Origin of the sequence: Marinobacter metalliresistant, assembly GCF_038098645.1 — a bacterium.
Classification (GTDB): domain Bacteria; phylum Pseudomonadota; class Gammaproteobacteria; order Pseudomonadales; family Oleiphilaceae; genus Marinobacter; species Marinobacter metalliresistant.
In genome coordinates this window covers 879285-900130 of record NZ_CP101118.1, presented here as the reverse complement: position 1 = coordinate 900130, position 20846 = coordinate 879285, and the positions used below count along the sequence as shown (strand labels likewise).

General features: G+C 58.9%; 21 protein-coding genes and 1 pseudogene. 11 read left to right on the top strand and 11 right to left on the bottom strand.

The window, feature by feature from the left end:
* Positions 1–42: 42 nt before the first annotated feature.
* The 8 genes and pseudogenes from NLK58_RS04185 to NLK58_RS04150 form a co-directional block, all read right to left on the bottom strand.
* Positions 43–756 carry an arginyltransferase gene (locus NLK58_RS04185; protein ID WP_117617411.1) on the bottom strand — a complete coding sequence of 238 codons (714 nt, stop codon included), beginning with the start codon at positions 754–756 and terminating at the stop codon, positions 43–45.
* Positions 757–1472 (bottom strand): annotated as a pseudogene (aat, locus tag NLK58_RS04180) (leucyl/phenylalanyl-tRNA--protein transferase).
* A 194-nt stretch (positions 1473–1666) separates the two neighbouring features.
* Positions 1667–2620 carry a thioredoxin-disulfide reductase gene (gene trxB, locus NLK58_RS04175; RefSeq protein ID WP_341582127.1) on the bottom strand — a complete coding sequence of 318 codons (954 nt, stop codon included), beginning with the start codon at positions 2618–2620 and terminating at the stop codon, positions 1667–1669.
* A gap of 141 nt (positions 2621–2761) precedes the next feature.
* Positions 2762–3673, bottom strand: coding sequence for a MoxR family ATPase (locus NLK58_RS04170; RefSeq protein ID WP_341582126.1), 912 nt, complete (start codon positions 3671–3673; stop codon positions 2762–2764).
* A gap of 7 nt (positions 3674–3680) precedes the next feature.
* Positions 3681–4604: a carbon-nitrogen hydrolase gene (locus NLK58_RS04165; protein WP_341582125.1), complete on the bottom strand. Its 924-nt coding sequence runs from the start codon at positions 4602–4604 to the stop codon at positions 3681–3683.
* Entirely contained in the window at positions 4604–5602 is a 999-nt protein-coding gene (locus NLK58_RS04160; RefSeq protein WP_341582766.1) for an agmatine deiminase family protein, read from the bottom strand. Before NLK58_RS04160 ends, NLK58_RS04165 begins: the two co-directional genes overlap by 1 nt.
* 157 nt (positions 5603–5759) lie before the next feature.
* Positions 5760–6062: a hypothetical protein gene (locus NLK58_RS04155; RefSeq protein WP_341582124.1), complete on the bottom strand. Its 303-nt coding sequence runs from the start codon at positions 6060–6062 to the stop codon at positions 5760–5762.
* 107 nt (positions 6063–6169) lie between these two features.
* Positions 6170–6757: a PilZ domain-containing protein gene (locus tag NLK58_RS04150; RefSeq protein ID WP_341582123.1), complete on the bottom strand. Its 588-nt coding sequence runs from the start codon at positions 6755–6757 to the stop codon at positions 6170–6172.
* A gap of 122 nt (positions 6758–6879) precedes the next feature.
* Here NLK58_RS04150 and NLK58_RS04145 point away from each other — a divergent pair, with 122 nt between their 5' ends.
* Both NLK58_RS04145 and NLK58_RS04140 read left to right on the top strand, forming a co-directional pair.
* Positions 6880–8121: a lipoprotein-releasing ABC transporter permease subunit gene (locus tag NLK58_RS04145; RefSeq protein WP_117617404.1), complete on the top strand. Its 1242-nt coding sequence runs from the start codon at positions 6880–6882 to the stop codon at positions 8119–8121.
* A 13-nt stretch (positions 8122–8134) separates the two neighbouring features.
* Positions 8135–8824: an ABC transporter ATP-binding protein gene (locus tag NLK58_RS04140; RefSeq protein ID WP_117617403.1), complete on the top strand. Its 690-nt coding sequence runs from the start codon at positions 8135–8137 to the stop codon at positions 8822–8824.
* Here NLK58_RS04140 and NLK58_RS04135 read toward each other — a convergent pair.
* On the bottom strand, positions 8812–9342 hold the full coding sequence (locus NLK58_RS04135) for a DUF2062 domain-containing protein (RefSeq protein WP_376788064.1): 531 nt from the start codon (positions 9340–9342) through the stop codon (positions 8812–8814). The two genes, NLK58_RS04140 and NLK58_RS04135, sit on opposite strands and share 13 nt — an antisense overlap.
* A 96-nt stretch (positions 9343–9438) precedes the next feature.
* Here NLK58_RS04135 and NLK58_RS04130 point away from each other — a divergent pair, with 96 nt between their 5' ends.
* From NLK58_RS04130 to murB, 9 genes are all read left to right on the top strand, one after another.
* Entirely contained in the window at positions 9439–11871 is a 2433-nt protein-coding gene (locus tag NLK58_RS04130) for a DNA internalization-related competence protein ComEC/Rec2 (RefSeq protein WP_341582122.1), read from the top strand.
* A gap of 72 nt (positions 11872–11943) precedes the next feature.
* Positions 11944–12570, top strand: a complete 627-nt coding sequence (locus NLK58_RS04125; RefSeq protein ID WP_117617401.1) for a MotA/TolQ/ExbB proton channel family protein — start codon at positions 11944–11946, stop codon at positions 12568–12570.
* A gap of 5 nt (positions 12571–12575) precedes the next feature.
* Complete coding sequence (locus tag NLK58_RS04120) at positions 12576–13001, top strand: biopolymer transporter ExbD (RefSeq protein ID WP_117617400.1); 426 nt, start codon at positions 12576–12578, stop codon at positions 12999–13001.
* Positions 12998–14776, top strand: a complete 1779-nt coding sequence (gene msbA, locus NLK58_RS04115; RefSeq protein ID WP_117617399.1) for a lipid A export permease/ATP-binding protein MsbA — start codon at positions 12998–13000, stop codon at positions 14774–14776. The genes NLK58_RS04120 and msbA overlap by 4 nt, the downstream gene beginning before the upstream one ends.
* Complete coding sequence (gene lpxK / locus NLK58_RS04110) at positions 14773–15798, top strand: tetraacyldisaccharide 4'-kinase (RefSeq protein ID WP_341582121.1); 1026 nt, start codon at positions 14773–14775, stop codon at positions 15796–15798. The genes msbA and lpxK overlap by 4 nt, the downstream gene beginning before the upstream one ends.
* 19 nt (positions 15799–15817) lie before the next feature.
* Positions 15818–16006 (top strand): Trm112 family protein, encoded by a 189-nt coding sequence (locus NLK58_RS04105; protein WP_117617397.1) that lies wholly within the window; start codon positions 15818–15820, stop codon positions 16004–16006.
* 28 nt (positions 16007–16034) lie between these two features.
* Entirely contained in the window at positions 16035–16829 is a 795-nt protein-coding gene (kdsB, locus tag NLK58_RS04100) for a 3-deoxy-manno-octulosonate cytidylyltransferase (protein ID WP_341582120.1), read from the top strand.
* Positions 16822–17301 carry a low molecular weight protein-tyrosine-phosphatase gene (locus tag NLK58_RS04095; RefSeq protein WP_341582119.1) on the top strand — a complete coding sequence of 160 codons (480 nt, stop codon included), beginning with the start codon at positions 16822–16824 and terminating at the stop codon, positions 17299–17301. The genes kdsB and NLK58_RS04095 overlap by 8 nt, the downstream gene beginning before the upstream one ends.
* Positions 17298–18338, top strand: coding sequence for a UDP-N-acetylmuramate dehydrogenase (gene murB / locus NLK58_RS04090; protein WP_341582118.1), 1041 nt, complete (start codon positions 17298–17300; stop codon positions 18336–18338). Before NLK58_RS04095 ends, murB begins: the two co-directional genes overlap by 4 nt.
* A 56-nt stretch (positions 18339–18394) precedes the next feature.
* Here murB and NLK58_RS04085 read toward each other — a convergent pair whose 3' ends face one another.
* Both NLK58_RS04085 and NLK58_RS04080 read right to left on the bottom strand, forming a co-directional pair.
* Positions 18395–20128, bottom strand: a complete 1734-nt coding sequence (locus tag NLK58_RS04085; RefSeq protein ID WP_117617394.1) for a proline--tRNA ligase — start codon at positions 20126–20128, stop codon at positions 18395–18397.
* A 215-nt stretch (positions 20129–20343) separates the two neighbouring features.
* The gene (locus tag NLK58_RS04080; RefSeq protein WP_117617393.1) at positions 20344–20841 is read right to left on the bottom strand and encodes an Lrp/AsnC family transcriptional regulator; all 498 of its coding nucleotides are present in this window, start codon (positions 20839–20841) and stop codon (positions 20344–20346) included.
* Positions 20842–20846: the final 5 nt, after the last annotated feature.

The following is a 20846-nucleotide window of genomic DNA, read 5'->3' as shown; positions in this document are numbered from 1 at the left end:
TAAATTGCGCAATTCTGCCTGATTTATCCGCGTTTGGCAAAGTCAGCCGGCACTCAGTTCTCGCCAGTGCCCGTCACGGAGGGCCTCAATGGGGCGGAACCGGGTTTTGTAGTTCATTTTCCGGCACTGTTTGATCCAGTAACCGAGATACAGATGCGGCAGGCCCTTGCGGCGGGCCTCGTCAATTTGCCACAGGATGGCAAAAGTACCAAGGCTGCGATCCTCCATTTCAGGTTCGAAAACCGTATAGATGGCAGACAGGCCGTCATCCAGCAAGTCGACGGCGGCCAGACCCACCAGATTATTGTCCTTGCGGATCTCCAGAAACCACGAATCGGTCGCACCTTCCACCAGAAACGAGGTGAACTGCTCCCGGGACGGCGGGTACATATCGCCGTCCTGGTGCCGCTGCTCGATATAGGTGGCGTAAAGTTGATAATACCGTTCGGAAAAGGTGGCGGGCACCAGGGTGCACTCCAGATCCTCGTTTTTCTTCAGTACGCGTCGCTGGCTACGGTCGGGTTTGAAATCATCGACCTTCAGGCGAACGGGAATGCAAGCGTTACACTGCTCGCAGTGGGGGCGGTAATAATGGGATCCGCTGCGGCGAAAGCCTAGGGCGGTGAGCTGGCTGTAGAGTTTTTTGTCGATATGGGCCCGCGGATCCACGAACATGGTGGTTGCCTCCCGGTCTGGCAGGTAACTGCAATCGTGTGGCGGGGTTGCAAAGAACACCAGGGTTCTGAGATTGCTCATTCACGCCTCCGGCCCGGGCCATTGCCAGCGGAAGGTCCAGTCGGTTTGATCCGGTTTCTGATCGATGCTCATCCTGAGTATAGATAAAAACTCTTCCCGGGGAATAGTTTTGGCACCCATGGTCAGTAGGTGGCGGCTTTCCACCTGGCAGTCCATAACCCGGTAGCCCCAAGCCTGGAGCTGATGGGCAAGGTGGACCATCAGGACTTTGGAGGCGTTGGTCTCCAGGGAGAACATGGATTCGCCGAAGAAACACCGGCCGATGGCCAGGCCGTACATCCCGCCAGCCAGGTCACCGCGGCGGTTCCAGACTTCAATAGAGTGTGCCGTGCCCATTCGGTGCAGTTCGGCGTAGCTGGCGATCATTTCTTCCGTGATCCAGGTGCCTTCGGCCCGGGTGGAGGCGCACAGGCGGATAATTCGCCCGAAGGCCTGATTAGCGGTGACCTGAAAGCGTTGCTGGTTCAGGGTGCGGCGCAGGCTTCGGGATACGTGGATTTCGTTAGGGAACAGCACGCATCGGGGGGTCTGGCGACCACCAGAGTATGGGTTGTTGGTCGCTGTACCAGGGGAATATACCGTTCCGGTAGGCGAGCATGAGTCTGTCTGTGGCCAGGTCGCCGCCGAGTGCCAGGAGGCCGTCGGGGTCGTCCAGGGCTTCGTTGGCTGGGGGGGAACCAGAGTTGGTCAGGGTCTAGCCAAGGTAGTGAGGTCATCCTTCTCCGGCAATTACTTCAGTGTTTCGGGCCTGTAGAGTACCGGCCGGTGGGACCCGCCTTCTGAAACACGCTGTAAATACGTCCCTGTACGCTTGGCTCCGCCATCCATGGCTCCGCACAGTTTCAGAAGGCGGCTCCCACCGGCCTTCGCAAACTTTTGAGTTCGCGTTCCTTTTGTTACTGAATCACAATCAGTCTTGCTGATCCAGAAACTTTTCCGCATCCAGGGCGGCCATGCAGCCGAAGCCGGCGGAGGTGACGGCTTGGCGGTAAACGTGGTCGGCTACGTCGCCGGCGGCGAAGACGCCGGGGATGCTGCTCTGGGTGGCCATGCCTTCGAGGCCGGAGCGGATGCGGATGTAGCCGTTTTCCATATCGAGCTGGCCCTGGAACAGGTCGGTGTTGGGTTTGTGGCCGATGGCGATGAAGACGCCTGCCAGTTCCTTGTCCTGAGTCGAGCCGTCTTTCATGCTTTTGATGCGCATGCCGGTGACGCCGGTGCCGTCGCCCAGGACTTCGTCGAGGGTGTGGTCCCAGACGATGTTGACGTTGCCGTTTTCGGCTTTCTCGAACAGTTTGTCCTGGAGGATTTTTTCGGCTCGGAGGCTGTCGCGGCGGTGGACCAGGGTGACTTCGTCGGCGATGTTGGAGAGGTAGAGGGCCTCTTCAACGGCGGTGTTGCCGCCGCCGATAACGGCGACTTTCTGTTTCTTGTAGAAGAAGCCGTCGCAGGTGGCACAGGCGGATACGCCCTGGCCTTTGAATTTCTCTTCGGATTCCAGGCCCAGGTACATGGCGGAGGCGCCGGTGGCGATGATCAGGGCGTCGCAGGTGTACTCGCCGCCGTCGCCCTTGAGGCGGAAGGGACGGTTGCGCAGGTCGGCTTCGTTGATGGTGTCGTAGACGATGCTGGTTTCAAAGCGCTCGGCGTGTTTGAGCATGCGCTGCATCAGTTCGGGGCCCTGTACGCCGTCATTGTCGCCGGGCCAGTTGTCCACGTCGGTGGTGGTGGTGAGCTGGCCGCCGACTTCAATACCGGTAATCAGGGTCGGGTTCAGGTTGGCGCGGGCTGCGTAAACAGCAGCGGTGTAGCCTGCGGGGCCGGAACCGAGGATGATCAGTCGGGAATGTTTGGTGTCGCTCATTGAAGGTCTCTCACTGAAAAAGCCGTACATTGCCCGGCCCGGTGTTCAGGGCCAGACGCTTCGGGGAAAGGTGGAAAGGCTAACATGAAAGAAGCGGTCTGCCATTCGTTTTGGGCAATACCGCTTATAAAACCTTGCTATTTACTCAAGCACTGAAACGGTGGCAAGCAGTTGTCTGACACGTTCGGTGCTTTTGCCGGATTCGCCCTGTTCCAGGCGATGTTCCGCTACTGCCGGGAACACGGCCTGGATATCATCCGGCAGTACGTGATGCCGGCCCTCCATCAGGGCCCATGCCCTGGCAGCCCGCAGCAGGCCGAGTCCGGCTCTTGGCGAGAGCCCGTACAGCAGCCCCGGCATTCTGCGGCTTTGCGCCAGCAGGCGTTGAATATAGTCCAGCAGGGCCGGGCTGGCGGTTATCCGGGTTACGGCTTCCTGAAGGGTCTTCAGATCCTCCCGGGAGAGTAGGGTGCCAAGCTTTTCGGTCAGCACACGCCGGTCTTCGCCCTCCAGCAGTTCCCGCTCGGCTCTGGGATCAGGATAGCCCAGGCGCAGGCGCATCAGGAACCGGTCCAGTTGCGATTCCGGTAAGGGATAAGTGCCACCCTGTTCGGTCGGGTTCTGGGTCGCAATCACGAAGAACGGGTGGGGCAATGGCCGGGTTTCGCCCTCGATGGACACCTGGCGTTCTTCCATGGCTTCAAGCAGGGCGCTCTGGGTGCGTGGTGATGCCCGGTTGATTTCATCGGCCAGTACTACCTGGGCGAAGATCGGGCCCGGGTGGAAAACCAGGCTGCCGGCCTGTTTGTCATACATGGAGTAGCCAAGCACATCGGCCGGCAGCAGGTCGTTGGTAAACTGGATGCGCTGGTAGCTGAGCCCCATCACTTTGGCCAGGGCATGGGAGAGGGTGGTTTTGCCCATGCCGGGAATGTCTTCAATCAGCAGGTGGCCCCGGGCCAGAAGCCCACAGAGAGCGAGGCGAACCTGTTGATCCTTGCCGAGAAGTATCTGGTTCAGTTCACTGACAACGGTATCGACCAGTTTTTTCATTCCGGGCTCAGTCCCTCACGCGTTTGAGAATATCTCCGTAGGCGTCAATCCTGCGGTCTCTCAGATACGGCCAGATGCGACGAACCGATTCACTGCGGTTGCGATCAAGTGTTACGGCCAGGATGCATTCGGAACTGTCATCGGCCCGGGCAAGAAATTCGCCCTGGGGTCCGCAAATGAAACTGTTACCCCAGAAGCGGATGCCATCGCTCTGGCCGGAAGGATCCGGTTCGGTGCCGACGCGGTTTGGCGCCACCACAGGCAGATTGTTGGCGACGGCATGGCCTCGTTGCACGGATACCCAGGCTTCCAGCTGCCGGGCCTGTTCGTCCGGTTCGTCGGTGACATCCCAGCCGATGGCAGTCGGATAGATGAGTATCTCGGCACCGGCCAGGGCCATCAGCCGGGCCGCTTCCGGGTACCATTGGTCCCAGCACACCAGGACGCCCAGCCTGCCCACGGAGGTATCTATGGGAGTAAAACCACTGCGGCCATCGTTAAATTGGGCGTCACCGGGGGTGAAGTAGAACTTTTCATAGAAGCCGGGATCATCCGGAATGTGCATTTTACGGTACAGCCCGGCCATGGAGCCGTCTTTCTCAAACACCACGGCGGTGTTGTGGTAAACACCGTTCATTCGCCGCTCAAAGATGGAGCCTACCAGGACAATATCCAGCTCAAGGGCGAGATCAGAGAGTCTCTGGCTGGTGGGCCCGGGTATGGACTCCGCCAGTTCAAAAACCGAGGTGTCTTCGGTCTGGCAGAAGTACAGCGTGGCGTGGAGCTCCTGCAGAATGATCAGATCGGCCCCGTTTGCTGCGGCTTCCCGTACCAGTTTTTCCGTGGCGGCGAGGCTGGCGGCCTTGTCCGGACTGCAGGCCTGCTGAATGGCCGCGATGGTGATCCGGTTGTTGCTTGAATTAATGCTCATCAGGTAACGACTCCGGCCGGAATCTGCATGGTGACACAGTGAAGGCTGCCATGCTGATGAATCAGGGCCCGGCAATCAATCGGCACAATGTCCCGGCAAGGGAAGATCTCCTTCATGACCGCAATCGCCTCGTCGTCCTGGGCAACGCCATAGACGGGAAGCAGAACCGCACCGTTAATAATCAGGAAATTCGCATAGGTGGCAGGCAGGCGTTGTCCGTCTTCATCGTGGATTGCTTCCGGCCAGGGCAAAGCTGTCAGCTTGTAGGGCGTGCCGTCGGGCTGGCGGAATTCCTGCAATTCCTCCTCCATGGCAGCCAGGGCGCTGTAGTGTTCGTCGGCGACATCCGGGCAAGCCACATAACAGATGTGGTCCGGGGCGCAGAATCTGGCCAGTGTATCGATATGGCTGTCGGTGTCGTCGCCTTCAAGATAGCCGTGGTTAAGCCAGAGAATGCGGTTGACGCCCAGAACCTCGGCCAGCAGCTGCTCAATCGCGGTCCGGTCCACGGAGGGATTTCGGGAAGGAGTCAGCAGGCACTCCGAGGTGGTCAGCAGGGTGCCCTGGCCATCGGATTCGATGGAGCCGCCTTCCAGTACAAAATCGACTTGCTGCATCGGAGTGGCGCCAAATACGCCGGCGTTGGCCAGATGCTGGTTGAGGGCGTCGTCTTTTTCGAAGGGGAACTTCCCGCCCCAGGCATTAAAGCGGAAATCGAGCAGCGCCGGGCCGTCTTCGGTTGCGATGGTAATCGGGCCATGATCCCTGGCCCAGGTGTCGTTTGCCGGTGCCGGAACGATGCGTACCCGACCCGGAAAGTCGTTTTCCTCAGCGTACCGGTTCAGATCCCGGTCAAGTTCCTGCAGGCGGGCGACGTACTCGCAGCTGATCAGGAGGTTCTCGTAGCGAAGTACGGCCCTGGCAATGTCGAGGAATACCGGCTCGACCTCATCAAGTATATCCGCCCAGTCTGTTCCGGGGTGAGGCCAGGTCAGCATTATGGCACTCTGGGGAGCCCACTCTGCGGGCAATACGCGTCTGGTTGTCACTTCGCAGCCACCTTAAATCACAAAAGACGCCATTCTAACCAAAGGTCGGCTGAACGTCAGGACATGAGTGGGGAAATTCGGGCCTTTGAGGGCCGCTATCGGCTATTCAGCGATTGTGCTTGAGAACGGTATGGATTACCCGATCATTTTCGAAATAAACGACAAAAGTCGGGTAGTGCCACTGGCTGATGGGAGGTTGGCCAACCGGACCCTGAATTTCCAGGGGGGCGCCCCAGGAAGCCCGCACCGAAGCCTGGCTCATTCCGGTGCCAGGAACGTTTGCCTGGTCGCGATCTGCCTGGGTTCCCACCGGTACGCGGATTTCCTCGGCAACCGCAGATGCGGCCGGGAAAAGGGTCAGGGTGGCAGACAGAGCCAGTACGCCGAGCAGGATTCTGTTTTTTTTCATTGATCGATCTCCATGAAGGCTGACGTCCTCAGAAAGTTTGCTCCGGAGGACATGGATAAAGCGTAATATCCGAAAAAGATTAGTAAAAGTCACCCGCTTCCCACAGTCTACTCTTTTTGGCGCTGGCGAATCTGCCACCGCATCACATGCCGCGCGATCTGCTGTCGGTCGCCGTCATCAATCCGGGCAAACTCGGTGTGGACCCTTGCCCCACCTGAGGAGTCGGGGTGTACCTCCAGTACCCGGGCGATAGCCTGAGGCTGGAAAAGCTCTGGCGGAAGTGTCATGCGAACGGCAAGCCGGTCCCCCGGTTGCCAGGCACGCGTACTGCTTGAGAATGACAGGCCGCCCTCGCTCAGGGTCACATCCTGCCAGTCCTCCGGTTGCAACGGATTTTGCTCAAAGGCCATAATGCGCGCAAGCATATCCAGCTTGCCGTTCAGGGATTTGATCAGTCCGGTAAGTAGCCGGTCTCTCTCGGCAAGGCTGGCAAGCTGGGACTTCACGTCCTGGTCCAGCCGCCTGAACTCCGCTTTCAGGCTCTCAAGATGGTCGCCGTCGAAAGCATCTGCATCCAGGGGTGTGTCGGGCGCAAGCTTGCGGATTTCCAGGCCGATTCGGTCTTCAATGCGGAAAAAGTCCCGGCGCTCGGGTGAATAATCCGCCGGTTCGCTGGGGATGTTGGATGACGGCATCTCGGCTCCGGAAAACTGAAATTTTATTGATACAGAGTAGTTTAGCAGTTTCCCTCTGTGCTGGAAGGTGCCAGGGAAAACCAGACCACGACAGACCTGAAGGTAGCAACAGGCTCCTCTCCATGTTCAGACCCTTATCGTTTTATATAGGCTTGCGATACACGGCGGCCAAGCGCCGGAATCACTTCATTTCCTTTATCTCCCTGACGTCGATGATCGGGTTGATGCTGGGTGTTGCGGTCCTGATTATTGTTCTTTCCGTGATGAACGGATTCGACCGGGAGCTTAAGCAGAGAATTCTCGGTATGGTGCCCCACGCCACGATTCAGGGCACAGGCCCCCTGGACGACTGGAAATCCGTGGATGCCCGGGTTGAGAAGCATCCCCGCGTGCTGGCAGCTGCTCCCTTTATTCAGGGACAGGGCATGGTCACTGGCGGTGGGAATGTCCGCGGCGTGGTGCTCAATGGTATCCTGCCGGAAGAGGAGCGCACCGTCTCCATCATTGAAAATCACATGATCGAAGGCAGGCTTGATGACCTGGTGTCCGGTGAATTCGGCATTATCATCGGTCGGCTGATGGCAGCCAGTCTGCGCCTCCAGGTAGGTGACAAGGTCACGGTGGTGCTGCCAGAGGCATCCGTAACGCCTGCGGGCGTACTGCCGCGGCTCAAGCGATTTACGGTAAAGGGCGTGTTCAGCGTCGGGGCGGAGCTGGATGGCAATTACACCCTGATCCACATGGACGATGCCTCGAAACTCATGCGCACCGGAGGCAAGGCGGAAGGCATTCGCCTGCTGGTGGATGACCTGTTTGCAGCTCCCCGGGTAGCGGAAGAGGCTGCGAAGCAGCTTGGCGGGCGTTATTACGTGTCCGACTGGACCCGCACCCATGGCAATCTGTTCCAGGCCATCCGCATGGAGAAAACCATGATCGGTCTGCTGCTTATGTTTATTGTCGCCGTGGCGGCGTTCAATATCGTGTCCACGCTGGTGATGGTCGTCACCGACAAAACCGGTGACATAGCCATTCTCAGGACTATGGGGGCGACTCCGGGCCGGATTATGCGGATTTTCATTGTTCAGGGTGCGGTGATCGGTATCTTTGGCACGGTCATAGGCACCTCGCTGGGTGTGTTTGGCGCGCTCAATATCAGTACCTTCATTTCCTGGCTTGAAGGCGCGTTGGGGCACCAGTTTCTCAGTGCCGACGTCTATTTCATCAGCTACCTGCCTTCGCAGCTGCAATGGCAGGATGTCTTAATAATCAGCGGCGCCGGCCTTGCCATGAGTCTTCTGGCAACCATCTACCCGGCCTGGCGGGCTTCGAGAGTGGATCCCGCGGAGGCGCTTCGCTATGAGTAAGGAACATTCGGCTATGGTGGATTCATCCCTGGTGATTGACTGTCGGCAGGTGACCCGTACCTACAGTGAGGGCCCCGAAAAACTCACCATTTTTTCGGATATTTCTCTGGAAGTGGCGCCCGGAGAAACGGTCGCCATTGTTGGCAGCAGTGGCGCCGGTAAAACCACCCTGCTCAACCTGCTTGGCGGGCTGGACAAGCCCTCATCGGGCCAGATTTCCATTTGCGGCAAGGATATTCACCGGCTTTCCGAAGCCGGCCGCGCCAGGTTCCGTAACCGTTACCTTGGGTTTGTGTACCAGTTTCATCATTTGCTGCCGGAATTCTCGGCACTGGAAAACGTCATGATGCCCTGCGTACTGGGTGGCATGGCGGTCGCTGACGCCCGGAAGAAAGCGGAAACGCTGTTAGGCAGAGTTGGCCTTGCTGCGCGACTGACCCACAAGCCGGGTGAACTGTCGGGCGGCGAGCGTCAGCGGGTGGCCATTGCCCGGGCACTGGTCAATGAGCCGGATTGTGTATTGATGGATGAACCAACCGGCAACCTTGACGAGCACACGGGAGAAGGGGTCAGGTCGCTGATCGAGTCTCTTCGGGATCAGCTGGGCATTGCATTTGTCATGGTTACCCATGACATGAAGATGGCCCGGAGTCTGGGGCGGGTATTACGGCTTGAACAGGGTCGGCTGATTCAGGAAGTCTGATCGGTCTCCCGACGACGTTTCCGGCGATTGATCCGCCGCACCTGCCAGTCTGTGCGTATTTTCCGGCGCCACAGGAACTGGATGACCAGGTAAGCGAGGCAGGCTGACACGGTCGCAACAATGAGGGATCCAAGATACAGAGGGATGCCTATGTCCATGAGCCGTTCAGTGATCCAGGACCATGACAGCTGAAACTCGAAACTGAGAACCGGGCGGCTAAGGGCCCAGGCCCCGACTTTGTAATTGAAGTAGAAAATCGGTGGCATGGTTACCGGATTGCTGATCCAGACCAGAACAACCGACAGCGGCAGATTGGCGTTGAACCAGATCGCGAAAAATGCAGCAGCAAGCATCTGGAAGGGCATGGGTATGAAACAGAACCAGACGCCGACGAGAAAGGCGCGGGCAACACTGTGGCGATTGATATGCCAGAGATTGGGCTCGTGAAGGATATCGCCCAGAAAGCTCAGCGACTGCATCGCTTGCACCTTCTCTGGTGAGGGCAGATAGCGTTTCATGAACTTCTTCGGCATTGGAAGTTCTGCCTTTAAACGGAGTTAAAAAACCGGCACATCGGATGTCGCCGGTGAATGTGACATACGGGAGGACAAGGATTGTCCGGAAGTCTGAACCGCTCGCCGTACCCGCCGGGCAGGCGCGTTGCCGCAGTCCTGGGCGTTATCGCCTTCTCTGGTGGCGTCATCTTACTGTATTGGCTGTCGATACTGCCACCTCCGCAGTGGCTGGCGGCACCCGGACTTCTGCTTTTTTTGACCCTTTGCCGTCCGGCGTCTGTCATGATCCGCCGGTTAACGGTGCTGGCTCTTGGCTTTCTGGTGGGACTTTCCTGGGCAGCGTGGCATGCCCGGAGCCAGCTTTCGGAAGTGTTGCCGCCTGAAGCCGAGGGGAAACGTCTGTCGGTATCCGGTTACCTGTGTGATATCCCGTCACCGGGAAGTTTCGACAGTTTGCGCTTCAGTTTCTGTGTTACCCGTTGGCATAACCTTCCCCCGGTAAACGTCCCGGGCACGCGTCCGCCCGAGTTGCTGCGGCTGGCCTGGTATGGTCACGCAGCAGAGAGATTACCGGGGGCCCGTTTGCGCCTGGAGGTCAAGCTCAAAAGACCACACGGGAACCTCAACCCGGTGGGTTTCCGGTATGAAAACTGGCTGTTCCGCAAAGGGTACCGGGCCACCGGAAATGTCCGTAGTGTTCAGGTGGATCCAACCGTGCCTTGTTCCCTGCACTGCCAGTACCGGAGTGCACACCTGTCGCTGGGCGACTGGGTGCAAAACCGGTTCGGCGGCACCGAACACTTCGCGCTGGCTTCCTCGCTGTTGATTGGTCATCGCGGGTACATGACCCAGAAGCACTGGGACGTTCTGAAAGCAACGGGAACCATTCATCTGGTCGCGATCTCCGGTTTGCACCTGGGGCTGGTCGCTCTGGGTGCAGGTTTTTTGTGTCGGCGCCTCTTGCTGGCCTGGCCGGCCCGCCGCGTGAGCGAACTCAATGGGCGCCGGATTGTCTTTGTTTTCGTGGTGGTATCTTGCCTGGCCTACGCTCTTGCGGCCGGTTTTACCGTGCCCACCCGCCGGGCACTGGTTATGGTGATCGTGGGCGGCTGGCTGCTTCTGTTGGCCCGACAGTCATCCGTCTGGCAACCGTTTCTGGTTGCTCTGGCGGTGGTTTTGCTGCTGGATCCTCTTGCACCCCTGGACCAGGGATTCTGGCTATCGTTCGCTGCCGTCGCGGTACTCATCGCTGTATTCTCGGCGCGGCTGGCAGGCGCCGGGTGGTTGGGTAGCCTGTTGGTTGCCCAGATCTCGGTGTTTTCTGGCTTATGGCCAGTTCTGGAAACCTTCGGGCAGGGGCAGCCCCTGGCGGGATTGCTGGCAAACCTGATTTCCATTCCCTGGGTATCCCTGGTGGTTATGCCTCTGCTGGTCACGGGCGGGTTGATTACTGCCGCTATTCCGGAAGCGGCGAACCTGTTCGGGCCCGCATTTGATCTGGTGCTCGGTCTGCTCTGGCATTTTCTGGACTGGCTCGCACGCTGGCAGGTGCCCGAAATCGCTGCCAGCGCCGAAGAAATCGCTGCTTTATCGATGCTGTCAGTGTTTATGGTGCTTGCGCCATTCACCGGGTTTCGGCTGGTGGCGGTTGTGTCGGCGCTTGTGTGGCTGGGATCTTCATCCTCGTCGTTACCGCAGAATTCCCGGGTGGCTCAGCCCGAAATCCGGGTTTGGGATGTCGGGCAGGGCTTGTCGGTGCTTGTCCGTCACGGCCGGGAGGTCCTTGTCTACGACACCGGGCCGGCTGTGCCCGGGGTGTTTTCAGCCGTTGAGTCGACGCTGTTGCCAAATCTGAAGGCAGAGGGCATCCACAGAATCGATACCCTGGTGATAAGTCATGGGGACAGTGATCATGCCGGAGGCGTATCAGAGCTCGCGGAGCAGATCGAAATCGGTCGCGTTGTTGCCGGTGAAACCGGGGCAATCAGGAATCGAATTCCGGATGTGCCCACCGTACCCTGTGAACGGGCCACTGAAACCTTCGGCGCTCTGACCATCGACTACTGGCAAGGGGAGGGTGTTTCCGAAGGCAACGATGCGTCCTGTGTAATCCGGATCCATCATCCCGAATCGGGTATTGAATGGATACTGCCCGGGGATATTACCGACCCCATGGAGTCGCAGTATCTGGCCTTTCTTTCGGCCGGCGGGAAATTGCGTCATTCGGGCAGTCGGGTGGTCCTCGCTCCCCATCATGGCAGCAAGACATCCTCTTCCGAAGCCTGGGTTCAGGGGCTTGATCCCGACTGGGTCATCTACACCGCCGGATACCGCCACAGGTATGGTCATCCCCATCAGATGGTAACCGCCCGTTACCGGCGCTCTGGTGCGGTCTCACTGAACACCGCCTGTTCCGGCAGCGTATTGATGACTATTGCCGATAACCGGTTGGTGTTAAAGGAAATGCGGCGTGAGGCGCCATTCTGGATAGGTGGCCCGGGGCTGACCCGTGATCAATGTGAAATACCGTGACATTGCCGCTGTGGCCTCCACGGGTAGCTATGCTAAAGTAGCGCGGCTTGTAAACAACCAGGGAGACCAAGCGTGTTCGAGCTGTTGAAAGCCGGTGGCATTCTGATGGTGCCAATTGTTGCCTGTTCCATACTTGCACTTGCCATCATTCTGGAACGTTTCTGGACCCTTCGTGCTTCCAGGGTTGCGCCGTCGCAGACCATTAACGAACTGTGGCGCTGGATCAAGAAAAAAGAACTGAATGGCCGGAAACTGAAAGCCCTGCAGGGATCATCTCCCCTGGGCCGGATTCTGGCCGGCGGCCTGATCAATGCCAAGCATGGCCGCGAAATCATGAAAGAGAGTATTGAGCACGAAGCCAGTCAGGTGATTCATGACCTGGAGCGCTTCCTGAATCCGCTGGGCACCGTGGCCACCATCACACCGCTGCTGGGGCTTCTGGGCACGGTCATCGGCATGATTAAGGTGTTTGCCGAGATTCAGCTGGCCGGTGTCGGTAACGCAGGCAACCTGGCCGGTGGTATTTCCGAGGCGCTGATTACCACGGCTGCCGGCCTGAGTGTGGCCATCCCTGCGTTGATCTGTCACCGCTACTTTATCCGCAGGGTAGACGAGCTGGTGGTCGGCATGGAGCAGGAAGCCATCAAGCTGGTTGAGGTTGTGCACGGAGACCGCGAAATCGACGTGGAAGGAGCCTGAACACCGTGAAGTTCAAGCGCCAGAGAAGCCAGGAAGTCGGGGTTGACCTGACACCATTGATCGATGTGGTGTTCCTGCTGCTGATTTTCTTTATGGTTTCCACAACCTTTACCCGGGAGAGCCACCTTCAGGTGGAGCTGCCGGAGGCAAGCGGGGAACCCGCGGAGGCCTCAGAGGTCAAGCAAATTGACGTGGTGATCAATGCCGAAGGGCAGTACATCCTGAACGACCGCACGCTGGTCAATAACCGGCGTGAAACCCTGGAGCGGGGCGTGCGTGAGCTGGCGGAGGGTAACAGCTCGATGCCGTTTATCATCACGGCGGATGCCCGCACCCCCCACGAATTTGTGGTTCGTGCCATGGACGTTGCCGGCCGCCTGGGGTTTGCAAAGCTGAGCATCACCACGGAGCGGGAGGCTGAGAGTCAGTGAGGGTAACCGAGCCTCTGCCTGATCCCTCTCCGGTAGTGCCGGCCGGCAGTTGGGAAACCTACAAGCGTTTGTTGGCCTACGTGAGGCCTTTCTTGCTGGCGTTCTCCCTGGCTGTGGTCGGCAACATCATTTACGCTGCTGCATCAACTGGCATGGCGGCCGCCATGGAATACGTGATTGCGGCCATCGAGAACCCCACCGAGCAGAACCGTCTGATGCTCACCCTGGTCATCGTCGGGGTATTTTCGTTCAGGGGCCTGGGCACCTTCCTGAGCCAGTATTTCATCAGCTATGTTGGTCGTCAGGTTATCAACTCGCTGCGCAATGATGTGTTCAATCGCCTGATGACATTGCCGTCCCGGTATTTTGATGACAATGCGGCCGGGCGTCTGGTCTCCAAGCTTACCTTCAACGTCGAGCAGGTGGCGGAAGCCACCACCAACGCCGTCACCATTACCCTTCGGGAAGGTCTGACCATCATCGGTCTGCTGGGCTACATGTTTTACACCAACTGGAAGCTTACACTGATATTCCTTGCCGTCGGACCGCTGATCGGTGCGGTGGTGAGTTATGCCAGCAAACGTTTCCGAAAAATCAGTAAGCGGATTCAGGGGTCCATGGGAGACATCACCCATGTGGCCTCCGAATCCATCACCGGATACCGGGTGGTGCGGACCTTCGGTGGTGAAGACTACGAACGCCAGCGTTTTCGGGACGTTAACGACAAAAACCTCAAGCAAAGCCTCAAGATGGCATCGACTCAGGCGATCAGTGTTCCTGTGATTCAGGTACTCGTGGCCATCGCGATCGCCGGTCTGGTGTGGATGATGCTGGCCCCGGAAATCCGGGGTGGAATGACCACCGGCCAGCTCGTGGCCTTTATCACGGCGGCAACCACCATGGCCAAGCCCATCCGGCAGGTGACGTCGGTCCACGCCAAGATACAGAAGGGCGTGGCGGCGGCTTACGATGTGTTCGAAACCATTGACGAATCGCCGGAGCAGGACCCGGGCACCTACTCCCCCGACCGTGTCGAAGGCAAGATCGAGCTCAATGATGTGTCTTTCCGGTATCGGGACCAGTTGGACAATGTACTGGAAGGCATCTCGCTGCAGATTCCTGCGGGGCAGAGTGTTGCGCTGGTCGGCCGCTCCGGAAGCGGAAAATCCACACTCGTAAGCCTGTTGCCGAGGTTCTATGAATTTACCGGCGGTGATATCCGCATCGACGGCCATTCGCTGCGGGATTTCTCGCTGAAGGCCTTGCGGGCGCAGATCGCTCTGGTCACCCAGAGCGTTGTGCTGTTCAACGATACCATCGCCGCCAATATCGCCTATGGTGCCCTCAGGGATTGCAGTCGCGATGAAATCCGGGAGGCAGCGGCCAAGGCCCATGCTCTCGAGTTCATTGACCGGATGCCCGAAGGCCTGGACACCATGATTGGTGATAACGGTGTGATGCTTTCCGGTGGCCAGCGTCAGAGGCTCGCTATTGCCCGGGCATTGCTCAAGAATGCACCGATCCTGATCCTGGATGAGGCCACGTCTGCGCTGGATACGGAATCCGAACGCCACATTCAGGATGCCCTTGAAACCGTGATGCGGGGACGTACCACCCTGGTGATCGCACACCGTCTGTCCACCATCGAAAAGGCAGACCGGATACTGGTGATGGAAAACGGTCGTATTGCTGAATCCGGCCGTCATGATGAACTTCTTGCTACTGGTGGCGCCTACGCTCAATTGCACCAGATGCAGTTCAGTGAGCAGTCATGAGCTCGTTGGTAGATCGTCTCTGGTATGGCAGAAATCGTCCTCTGGGGTTTCTTGCACCTCTTTCCTGGCTATACCGCGGCCTCTCGGAAGCCCGCCGCCGTTCTGCGTGGGAGGCCCGGGATGTCTCGCTGCCGGTTCCGGTTGTGGTTGTTGGCAATATCACCGCAGGTGGTACCGGCAAATCGCCCCTGACCGCCTGGCTGGTTTCGGAACTGATCGGTGACGGGTGGTGTCCGGTGATCCTCAGCCGCGGGTATGGCGGCAAGGCCGCTGACTACCCCCTGGAAATTAATGCCCGAACCAGCCCCCTGGAGGCCGGCGACGAGCCTGTAATGCTGGCTCTCAGCACCGGGTGCCCGGTTGTTGTGGACCCCCGGCGCCGGCGTGCGGCGGAATATGCCCTGGACAATAATCTCGGAAACCTGTTGGTCTGTGACGACGGTCTCCAGCACTACAAGCTGCCCCGGGATGTGGAATTGTCGGTGTTCGATGGCAAGCGTGGCATTGGCAACGGTGCCCTGATTCCGGTCGGACCACTGCGCGAACCGCTCTCCCGGCTCGCCTCCGTGGATTTTGTTATTGTTAACGGCACGGATTATTCCGATCAGGTCATGGGGAGTTTTGCTGGTATAGAGCACCCACAGATCTATTCAATGGTACTCGAACCCGGAACCCTGGTTCACGTCAGGACCGGTAAACCCCGGCCCATCTCCGATCTGAAAGGGCTGTCCGTAAGGGCCGTGGCGGGAATCGGCAATCCGTCCCGTTTTTTCGATACACTCAGGGCACTGGGCGCCGTGGTTACCGAGGCAGCTTTCCCGGATCATCATCGCTTCCGCGTTGCCGACCTGAATGCCTGCCCGAATGATTTGATCGTTATGACTGCGAAGGACGCGGTGAAGTGCCGTGGCTTCGCTCCCGACAACGCCTGGAGCCTGACCGTTGAGGCCAGGTTGCCGGACCGGTTCCGGGACGCTCTTCTGGCCCGGGTTCGCCAGTGCTCCGAACAGTTAACTTCTTGATAGCGAGTGAGTAAACACCATGGATAAAAAATTGTTGGCAATGCTGGCCTGTCCGGTCTGCAAGGGAGATCTGAAGCTCAACGACGCCCGAACCGAGCTGATCTGTTATCAGGATGCCATGGCGTTCCCGATCCGTGAGGGGATTCCGGTGATGCTGGCCAGCGAGGCCCGGACGCTCTCCACCGACGAGCGCCTGCACAAGCGTTGAAACCAGAGGTCATCAGGGTAGCTACACCATGTCTTTTACTGTTGTGATTCCGGCCCGGTATGCCTCCACCCGCCTTCCCGGAAAGCCGCTGGCGGATGTCGCCGGAAAGCCCATGATTCAGCATGTCTGTGACCGCGCCGGCGAAAGTCGGGCAGGGCGGGTGGTTGTCGCGACCGACAACGAACGTATCCGGAGCGTCTGCGAAGGCTTCGGTGCGGAAGTGGTCATGACATCGCCAAACCATGCCAGCGGTACTGACCGGCTGGAAGAAGTTGCCCGGGCGCTCGGTTTTGAACCGGACCATCGTGTCGTTAACGTGCAGGGTGATGAGCCCCTGATTCCGCCGGAACTGATCAACCAGGTGGCGGACAATCTGGAGTTTTACCCGGAAGCCGCCATTGCCACCCTGTGCGAGCGCATCCACGACCCAGAGCAGGTTTTTAACCCCAACGTGGTCAAGGTGGTGTTCGACCATCAGGGCATGGCCCATTATTTCAGCCGTGCGCCCATTCCCTGGGCCCGGGACCATTGGCAGGGTGGCACGCCTTTGACCCGTGTCGACGTTTCCATGCCTGATAGCATCGGTTACTTCCGGCACATCGGTATCTACGGTTACCGGGTCTCGGTACTGGGGCAATTTGTCCGCTGGGCGCCCGCGCCCACGGAGATCACCGAATCCCTTGAGCAACTGCGGGCCCTGTATAACGGCGCCCGGATCCACGTGGATGTGGCGTCGGTGAACCCGCCCGCCGGTGTGGATACCGAAAGCGATCTGCAACGGGTGAGGGAGTGGCTGGAAAGGAGGAGCAACGATAATGGCTGAACCGGTAAAGGTGCTGTTCGTTTGTCTGGGCAATATCTGTCGGTCGCCCAGTGCAGAGGGCGTCTTTCGTGCCCTGGTTGAGCAGGCAGGGCTGGCTGAAAAGATCGACATCGATTCCTGTGGTACCGGTCACTGGCATATCGGCAAACGCCCCGATGCCCGGGCCCAGGAAGCGGCAAGGCGACGTGGCATCGATATCAGTGGTTTGCGGGCTCGCCAGTTCAGCCCGGGGGATCTCGATAGTTTCGACTATGTGCTGGCAATGGACCACCAGAACCTTGCGGACATCAAGGATGTCTGGCGTCAGAACGGGGGCACCCGGCCAGCGTTATTCCTGGAGTATGGCAGCTCCAAGCATGATGAAGTCCCGGATCCCTACTACGGTGGTGCAGACGGCTTCGAGGTGGTTCTGGATCTGATCCATCAAGCCGGAGAGGGTTTGCTGGCCGATATCCGGGGGCGGCTGACTTGAGACGGAATCCGGAGATCCGGGAGGATGTTGAGCTGGAGGCGCTGAACACGCTTCACGTGCCTGCCCGGGCCCGTTTTTATGTCGAGGTCGAAAGCGCTGCCGGGTTGACCTGGTCCCTGGAGTGGGCAGCGAAAGGGCAGTACGAGACCCTGATTCTCGGCGGTGGAAGCAACCTGGTGTTTGCCGGTGATTTCCGGGGGCTGGTTGTTCGCATGGCCATCCGGGGGCGGAGCTGGGAGCGAGTGGTTGATCACCGGGCCACGCTGGTTCTGGGAGCCGGAGAGAACTGGCATGAGGCTGTCCTGTATGCTGCCAGAGCCGGTTATCGCGGTCTTGAAAATCTGGCCCTGATTCCGGGCACTGCAGGTGCTGCCCCGGTTCAGAATATTGGCGCCTATGGGGTTGAGCTATGTGACTGCCTGGAATCGGTCACGGCACTGGATCGCACCACCGGTGAGTTGGTTGCCCTCAACAATGCCGAGTGCCGCTTCGGCTATCGCGATAGCCTGTTCAGGCACACCCCCGGTCGTTTCGTGATTACGGAAATCCGCCTGGGGCTATCCCGTAACAAGCCCCTGGCACTGGGTTACCGTGACCTGCAGGAGTATCTCGGCGATACGCCGGACTCTGCTCTGAACGCCCTGGATGTCGCCGAGGCGGTCATGGCGATCCGGAGGCGAAAGCTGCCGGACCCGGCCATCATTCCCAACGCAGGCAGCTTCTTCAAGAACCCGGTGGTGGATGTGGCGCAGTTCGATTCGCTCAGAACGCAACATCCGGATATTGTCGGTTACCCTCAGGAGCATGGCATTAAACTGGCCGCGGCCTGGTTAATTGACCAGAGTGGCTGGAAAGGTTTCCGGAATGCCCGGGTGGGTGTTCACAACCGTCAGGCGCTGGTTCTCATTAATCACTCCGGCGGCAGTGGCAGAGACATTCTGGCGCTGGCGGAGGAGATCCGGAAATCCGTTGAGAAGCGATTCGGAGTTTGTCTGGAAATGGAACCCGGCATTGTTGCCGGGGCCGGGAGCCTCTGACGGCACTCGTTCGGTAGTACCGTCAGCGTTTCAACCCGTCGTCCGACGGGTCGGGATTAAAGCCCTTTACGGGGCGAAGCATTCACCAGGAAAGGCAGTGCTTCAGCCACCGGGATATCCTGTTTTTCCTCATCCCGGCGTCCCTTGTACTCGAGGGTGCCCGCCGCAAGGCCTCGCTCTGAGACCACGAACCGGTGCGGAATACCAATCAGTTCCATATCGGCAAACTTCACACCCGGGCGCTCGTTCCGGTCATCCAGCAGGACGTCATAGCCCGCCTGGCGCAGCTGTTCATACAGTTTCTCGCCAGCTTCGGCAACCGTGGGTGATTTGTGGGCGTTGAGTGTGATGATGGCCACCTGGAACGGGGCAATGGCGTCCGGCCAGATGATGCCCTTATCGTCGTGGTTCTGTTCAATGGAGGCGGCGACGATCCGGGATACGCCGACACCATAGCAACCCATGTCCATGATCACGCTTTTGCCGTTCTCGTCCAGGACCGTCGCGTTCATGGCGGTGCTGTATTTGTTGCCGAGCTTGAAGATATGGCCAACCTCGATGCCCCGGCGGATTTCCAGGGTGCCCTTGCCGTCCGGGCTCGGGTCGCCTTCGACGACATTGCGCAGATCCTCCACGCGATCCACCGGGACGTCCCTTTCCCAGTTCACGCCGGTCAGGTGGAAGCCGTCCCGGTTGGCGCCGCAGACAAAGTCCGCCAGGTGAGCGGCACTGCGATCAACAATCACCGGTACGTTCAGCTTGACCGGGCCAATGGAGCCGGCCTTGCAGCCAATGACCTGCTCGATTTCCTCATCCGTAGCCATGGTCAGCGGCTCAGCCACGCCTGCCAGGTTCCCGGCCTTGATCTCGTTCAGGGTGTGGTCGCCCCGGAGGATCAGTGCCACCAGGCCTGAGTGGCCTTCCTCATCGGCCTCGGCCTTGACCAGCAGGGTCTTGACCGTGCGCGTGGCATCAATGCCCAGGAATTCAGACACCGCGTCAATGGTTCTCTGGTCCGGAGTGGCGACCTCTTTCAGCGCTTCAGCAGGCGCCGGGCGCTGGCCGGCAGGGGCCACGGCCTCGGCCTTTTCGATGTTGGCGGCGTAGTCGCTGTCGGTGCTGAAGACGATGTCGTCCTCACCGGAGGACGCAAGCACATGGAATTCATGGGAGGCACTGCCGCCAATGGCGCCCGAATCAGCCTGTACCGGGCGGTAATCCAGCCCCAGGCGATCGAAAATCGCGCAGTAAGTGCGGTGCATGAGCTGGTAGGTCTCATCCAGGGACCCGGCATTGATATGGAAGGAGTAGGCGTCCTTCATGATGAATTCCCGGGCACGCATCACGCCGAACCGGGGACGGCGCTCATCCCGGAATTTGGTCTGGATCTGATAGAAGTTGGCCGGCAGTTCCTTGTAGCTCTTGAGCTCGTTGCGGATCAGGTCGGTAATGACCTCTTCGTGGGTCGGGCCAAAACAGAAGTCCCGGCCGTGACGGTCATTCATCCGCAGCAGTTCTCCGCCATACTGGGTCCAGCGGCCGGATTCCTGCCACAGTTCCGCGGGCTGAACAGCCGGCATCAAAACTTCCTGGGCACCGCTCCTGTCCATCTCTTCACGAACAATCCGTTCAACCTTGCGCAGAGTCCGTAGCCCCATCGGCAACCAGGTGTATAACCCGGCAGCCAGTTTGCGGATCATGCCGGCGCGCAACATCAGCTGGTGGCTGATGATTTCCGCGTCGGCGGGGGTCTCTTTCTGGGTGGCAATCAGGTAACGGCTTGCTCGCATCGTGTCTTCCGTTTGTCAGAAATCTGGAGTGTTAGACTAATGGACAGTCGGCGGTTGCCCCGCCGCAGCCTTTATTTGTCGTAAAGTGGTCGTTATTGTACGGAGCCTGTTGCACAAGGTACAGATGATGACCGACGAATCCATTGATGTTGCCCCGCGGCGTCGGCCGGTCCAGGCTCGCAGCCGAGCCTGCGTTCGCGAACTGGTGTCCTGAATCAGGACAGGTAGCCCAGGGGCAGGGCGGTACTGTCTGTTACCCGTCGAAGCACAAAGCTTGAATGTACACCACTGACCCCCTGAATCCGGGTGATCCGGTTGAGCAGGAAATGGTGGTAGTGGTCCATATCCGGAACCACGACTTTGAGCATGTAATCGGCATCCTGTCCGGTGATCAGGTAGCACTCCTGCACTTCCGGGTATTCGGCAACCTGTTCTTCGAAGGTGGCAAAACGCTCTGGCGTGTGTCGGTCCATGCCGATCAGTATGATCGCCGTGAGTGACAGGCCCAGCTTCTTGTGGTCCAGGATGGTCACAGTCCTGACAATGATGCCCGCTTCCTCAAGGGCCCGAACCCGGCGCAGGCAGGGAGAGGGAGAAAGCCCCACCTTTTCCGCCAGTTCCTGGTTGGTCAGGGAACCGTCGTTCTGGACCTGTTCGAGGATCCGCCGGTCAATTTTATCGATTTTGATGAGATTTTTCTGATTATGTGGCATAAAAT

Coding starts and splice junctions, on each gene's coding strand:
- NLK58_RS04105 (WP_117617397.1), top strand. CDS start 15,818: ATGGATAAAAAATTGTTGGCAATGCTGGCCTGTCCGGTCTGCAAGGGA.
- NLK58_RS04080 (WP_117617393.1), bottom strand. CDS start 20,841: ATGCCACATAATCAGAAAAATCTCATCAAAATCGATAAAATTGACCGG.
- NLK58_RS04145 (WP_117617404.1), top strand. CDS start 6,880: ATGTTCAGACCCTTATCGTTTTATATAGGCTTGCGATACACGGCGGCC.
- NLK58_RS04185 (WP_117617411.1), bottom strand. CDS start 756: ATGAGCAATCTCAGAACCCTGGTGTTCTTTGCAACCCCGCCACACGAT.
- NLK58_RS04085 (WP_117617394.1), bottom strand. CDS start 20,128: ATGCGAGCAAGCCGTTACCTGATTGCCACCCAGAAAGAGACCCCCGCC.
- NLK58_RS04135 (WP_376788064.1), bottom strand. CDS start 9,342: ATGAAACGCTATCTGCCCTCACCAGAGAAGGTGCAAGCGATGCAGTCG.
- NLK58_RS04170 (WP_341582126.1), bottom strand. CDS start 3,673: ATGAAAAAACTGGTCGATACCGTTGTCAGTGAACTGAACCAGATACTT.
- lpxK (WP_341582121.1), top strand. CDS start 14,773: ATGAGCTCGTTGGTAGATCGTCTCTGGTATGGCAGAAATCGTCCTCTG.
- NLK58_RS04095 (WP_341582119.1), top strand. CDS start 16,822: ATGGCTGAACCGGTAAAGGTGCTGTTCGTTTGTCTGGGCAATATCTGT.
- NLK58_RS04160 (WP_341582766.1), bottom strand. CDS start 5,602: ATGCTGACCTGGCCTCACCCCGGAACAGACTGGGCGGATATACTTGAT.
- kdsB (WP_341582120.1), top strand. CDS start 16,035: ATGTCTTTTACTGTTGTGATTCCGGCCCGGTATGCCTCCACCCGCCTT.
- NLK58_RS04155 (WP_341582124.1), bottom strand. CDS start 6,062: ATGAAAAAAAACAGAATCCTGCTCGGCGTACTGGCTCTGTCTGCCACC.
- trxB (WP_341582127.1), bottom strand. CDS start 2,620: ATGAGCGACACCAAACATTCCCGACTGATCATCCTCGGTTCCGGCCCC.
- NLK58_RS04150 (WP_341582123.1), bottom strand. CDS start 6,757: ATGCCGTCATCCAACATCCCCAGCGAACCGGCGGATTATTCACCCGAG.
- NLK58_RS04140 (WP_117617403.1), top strand. CDS start 8,135: ATGGTGGATTCATCCCTGGTGATTGACTGTCGGCAGGTGACCCGTACC.
- NLK58_RS04165 (WP_341582125.1), bottom strand. CDS start 4,604: ATGAGCATTAATTCAAGCAACAACCGGATCACCATCGCGGCCATTCAG.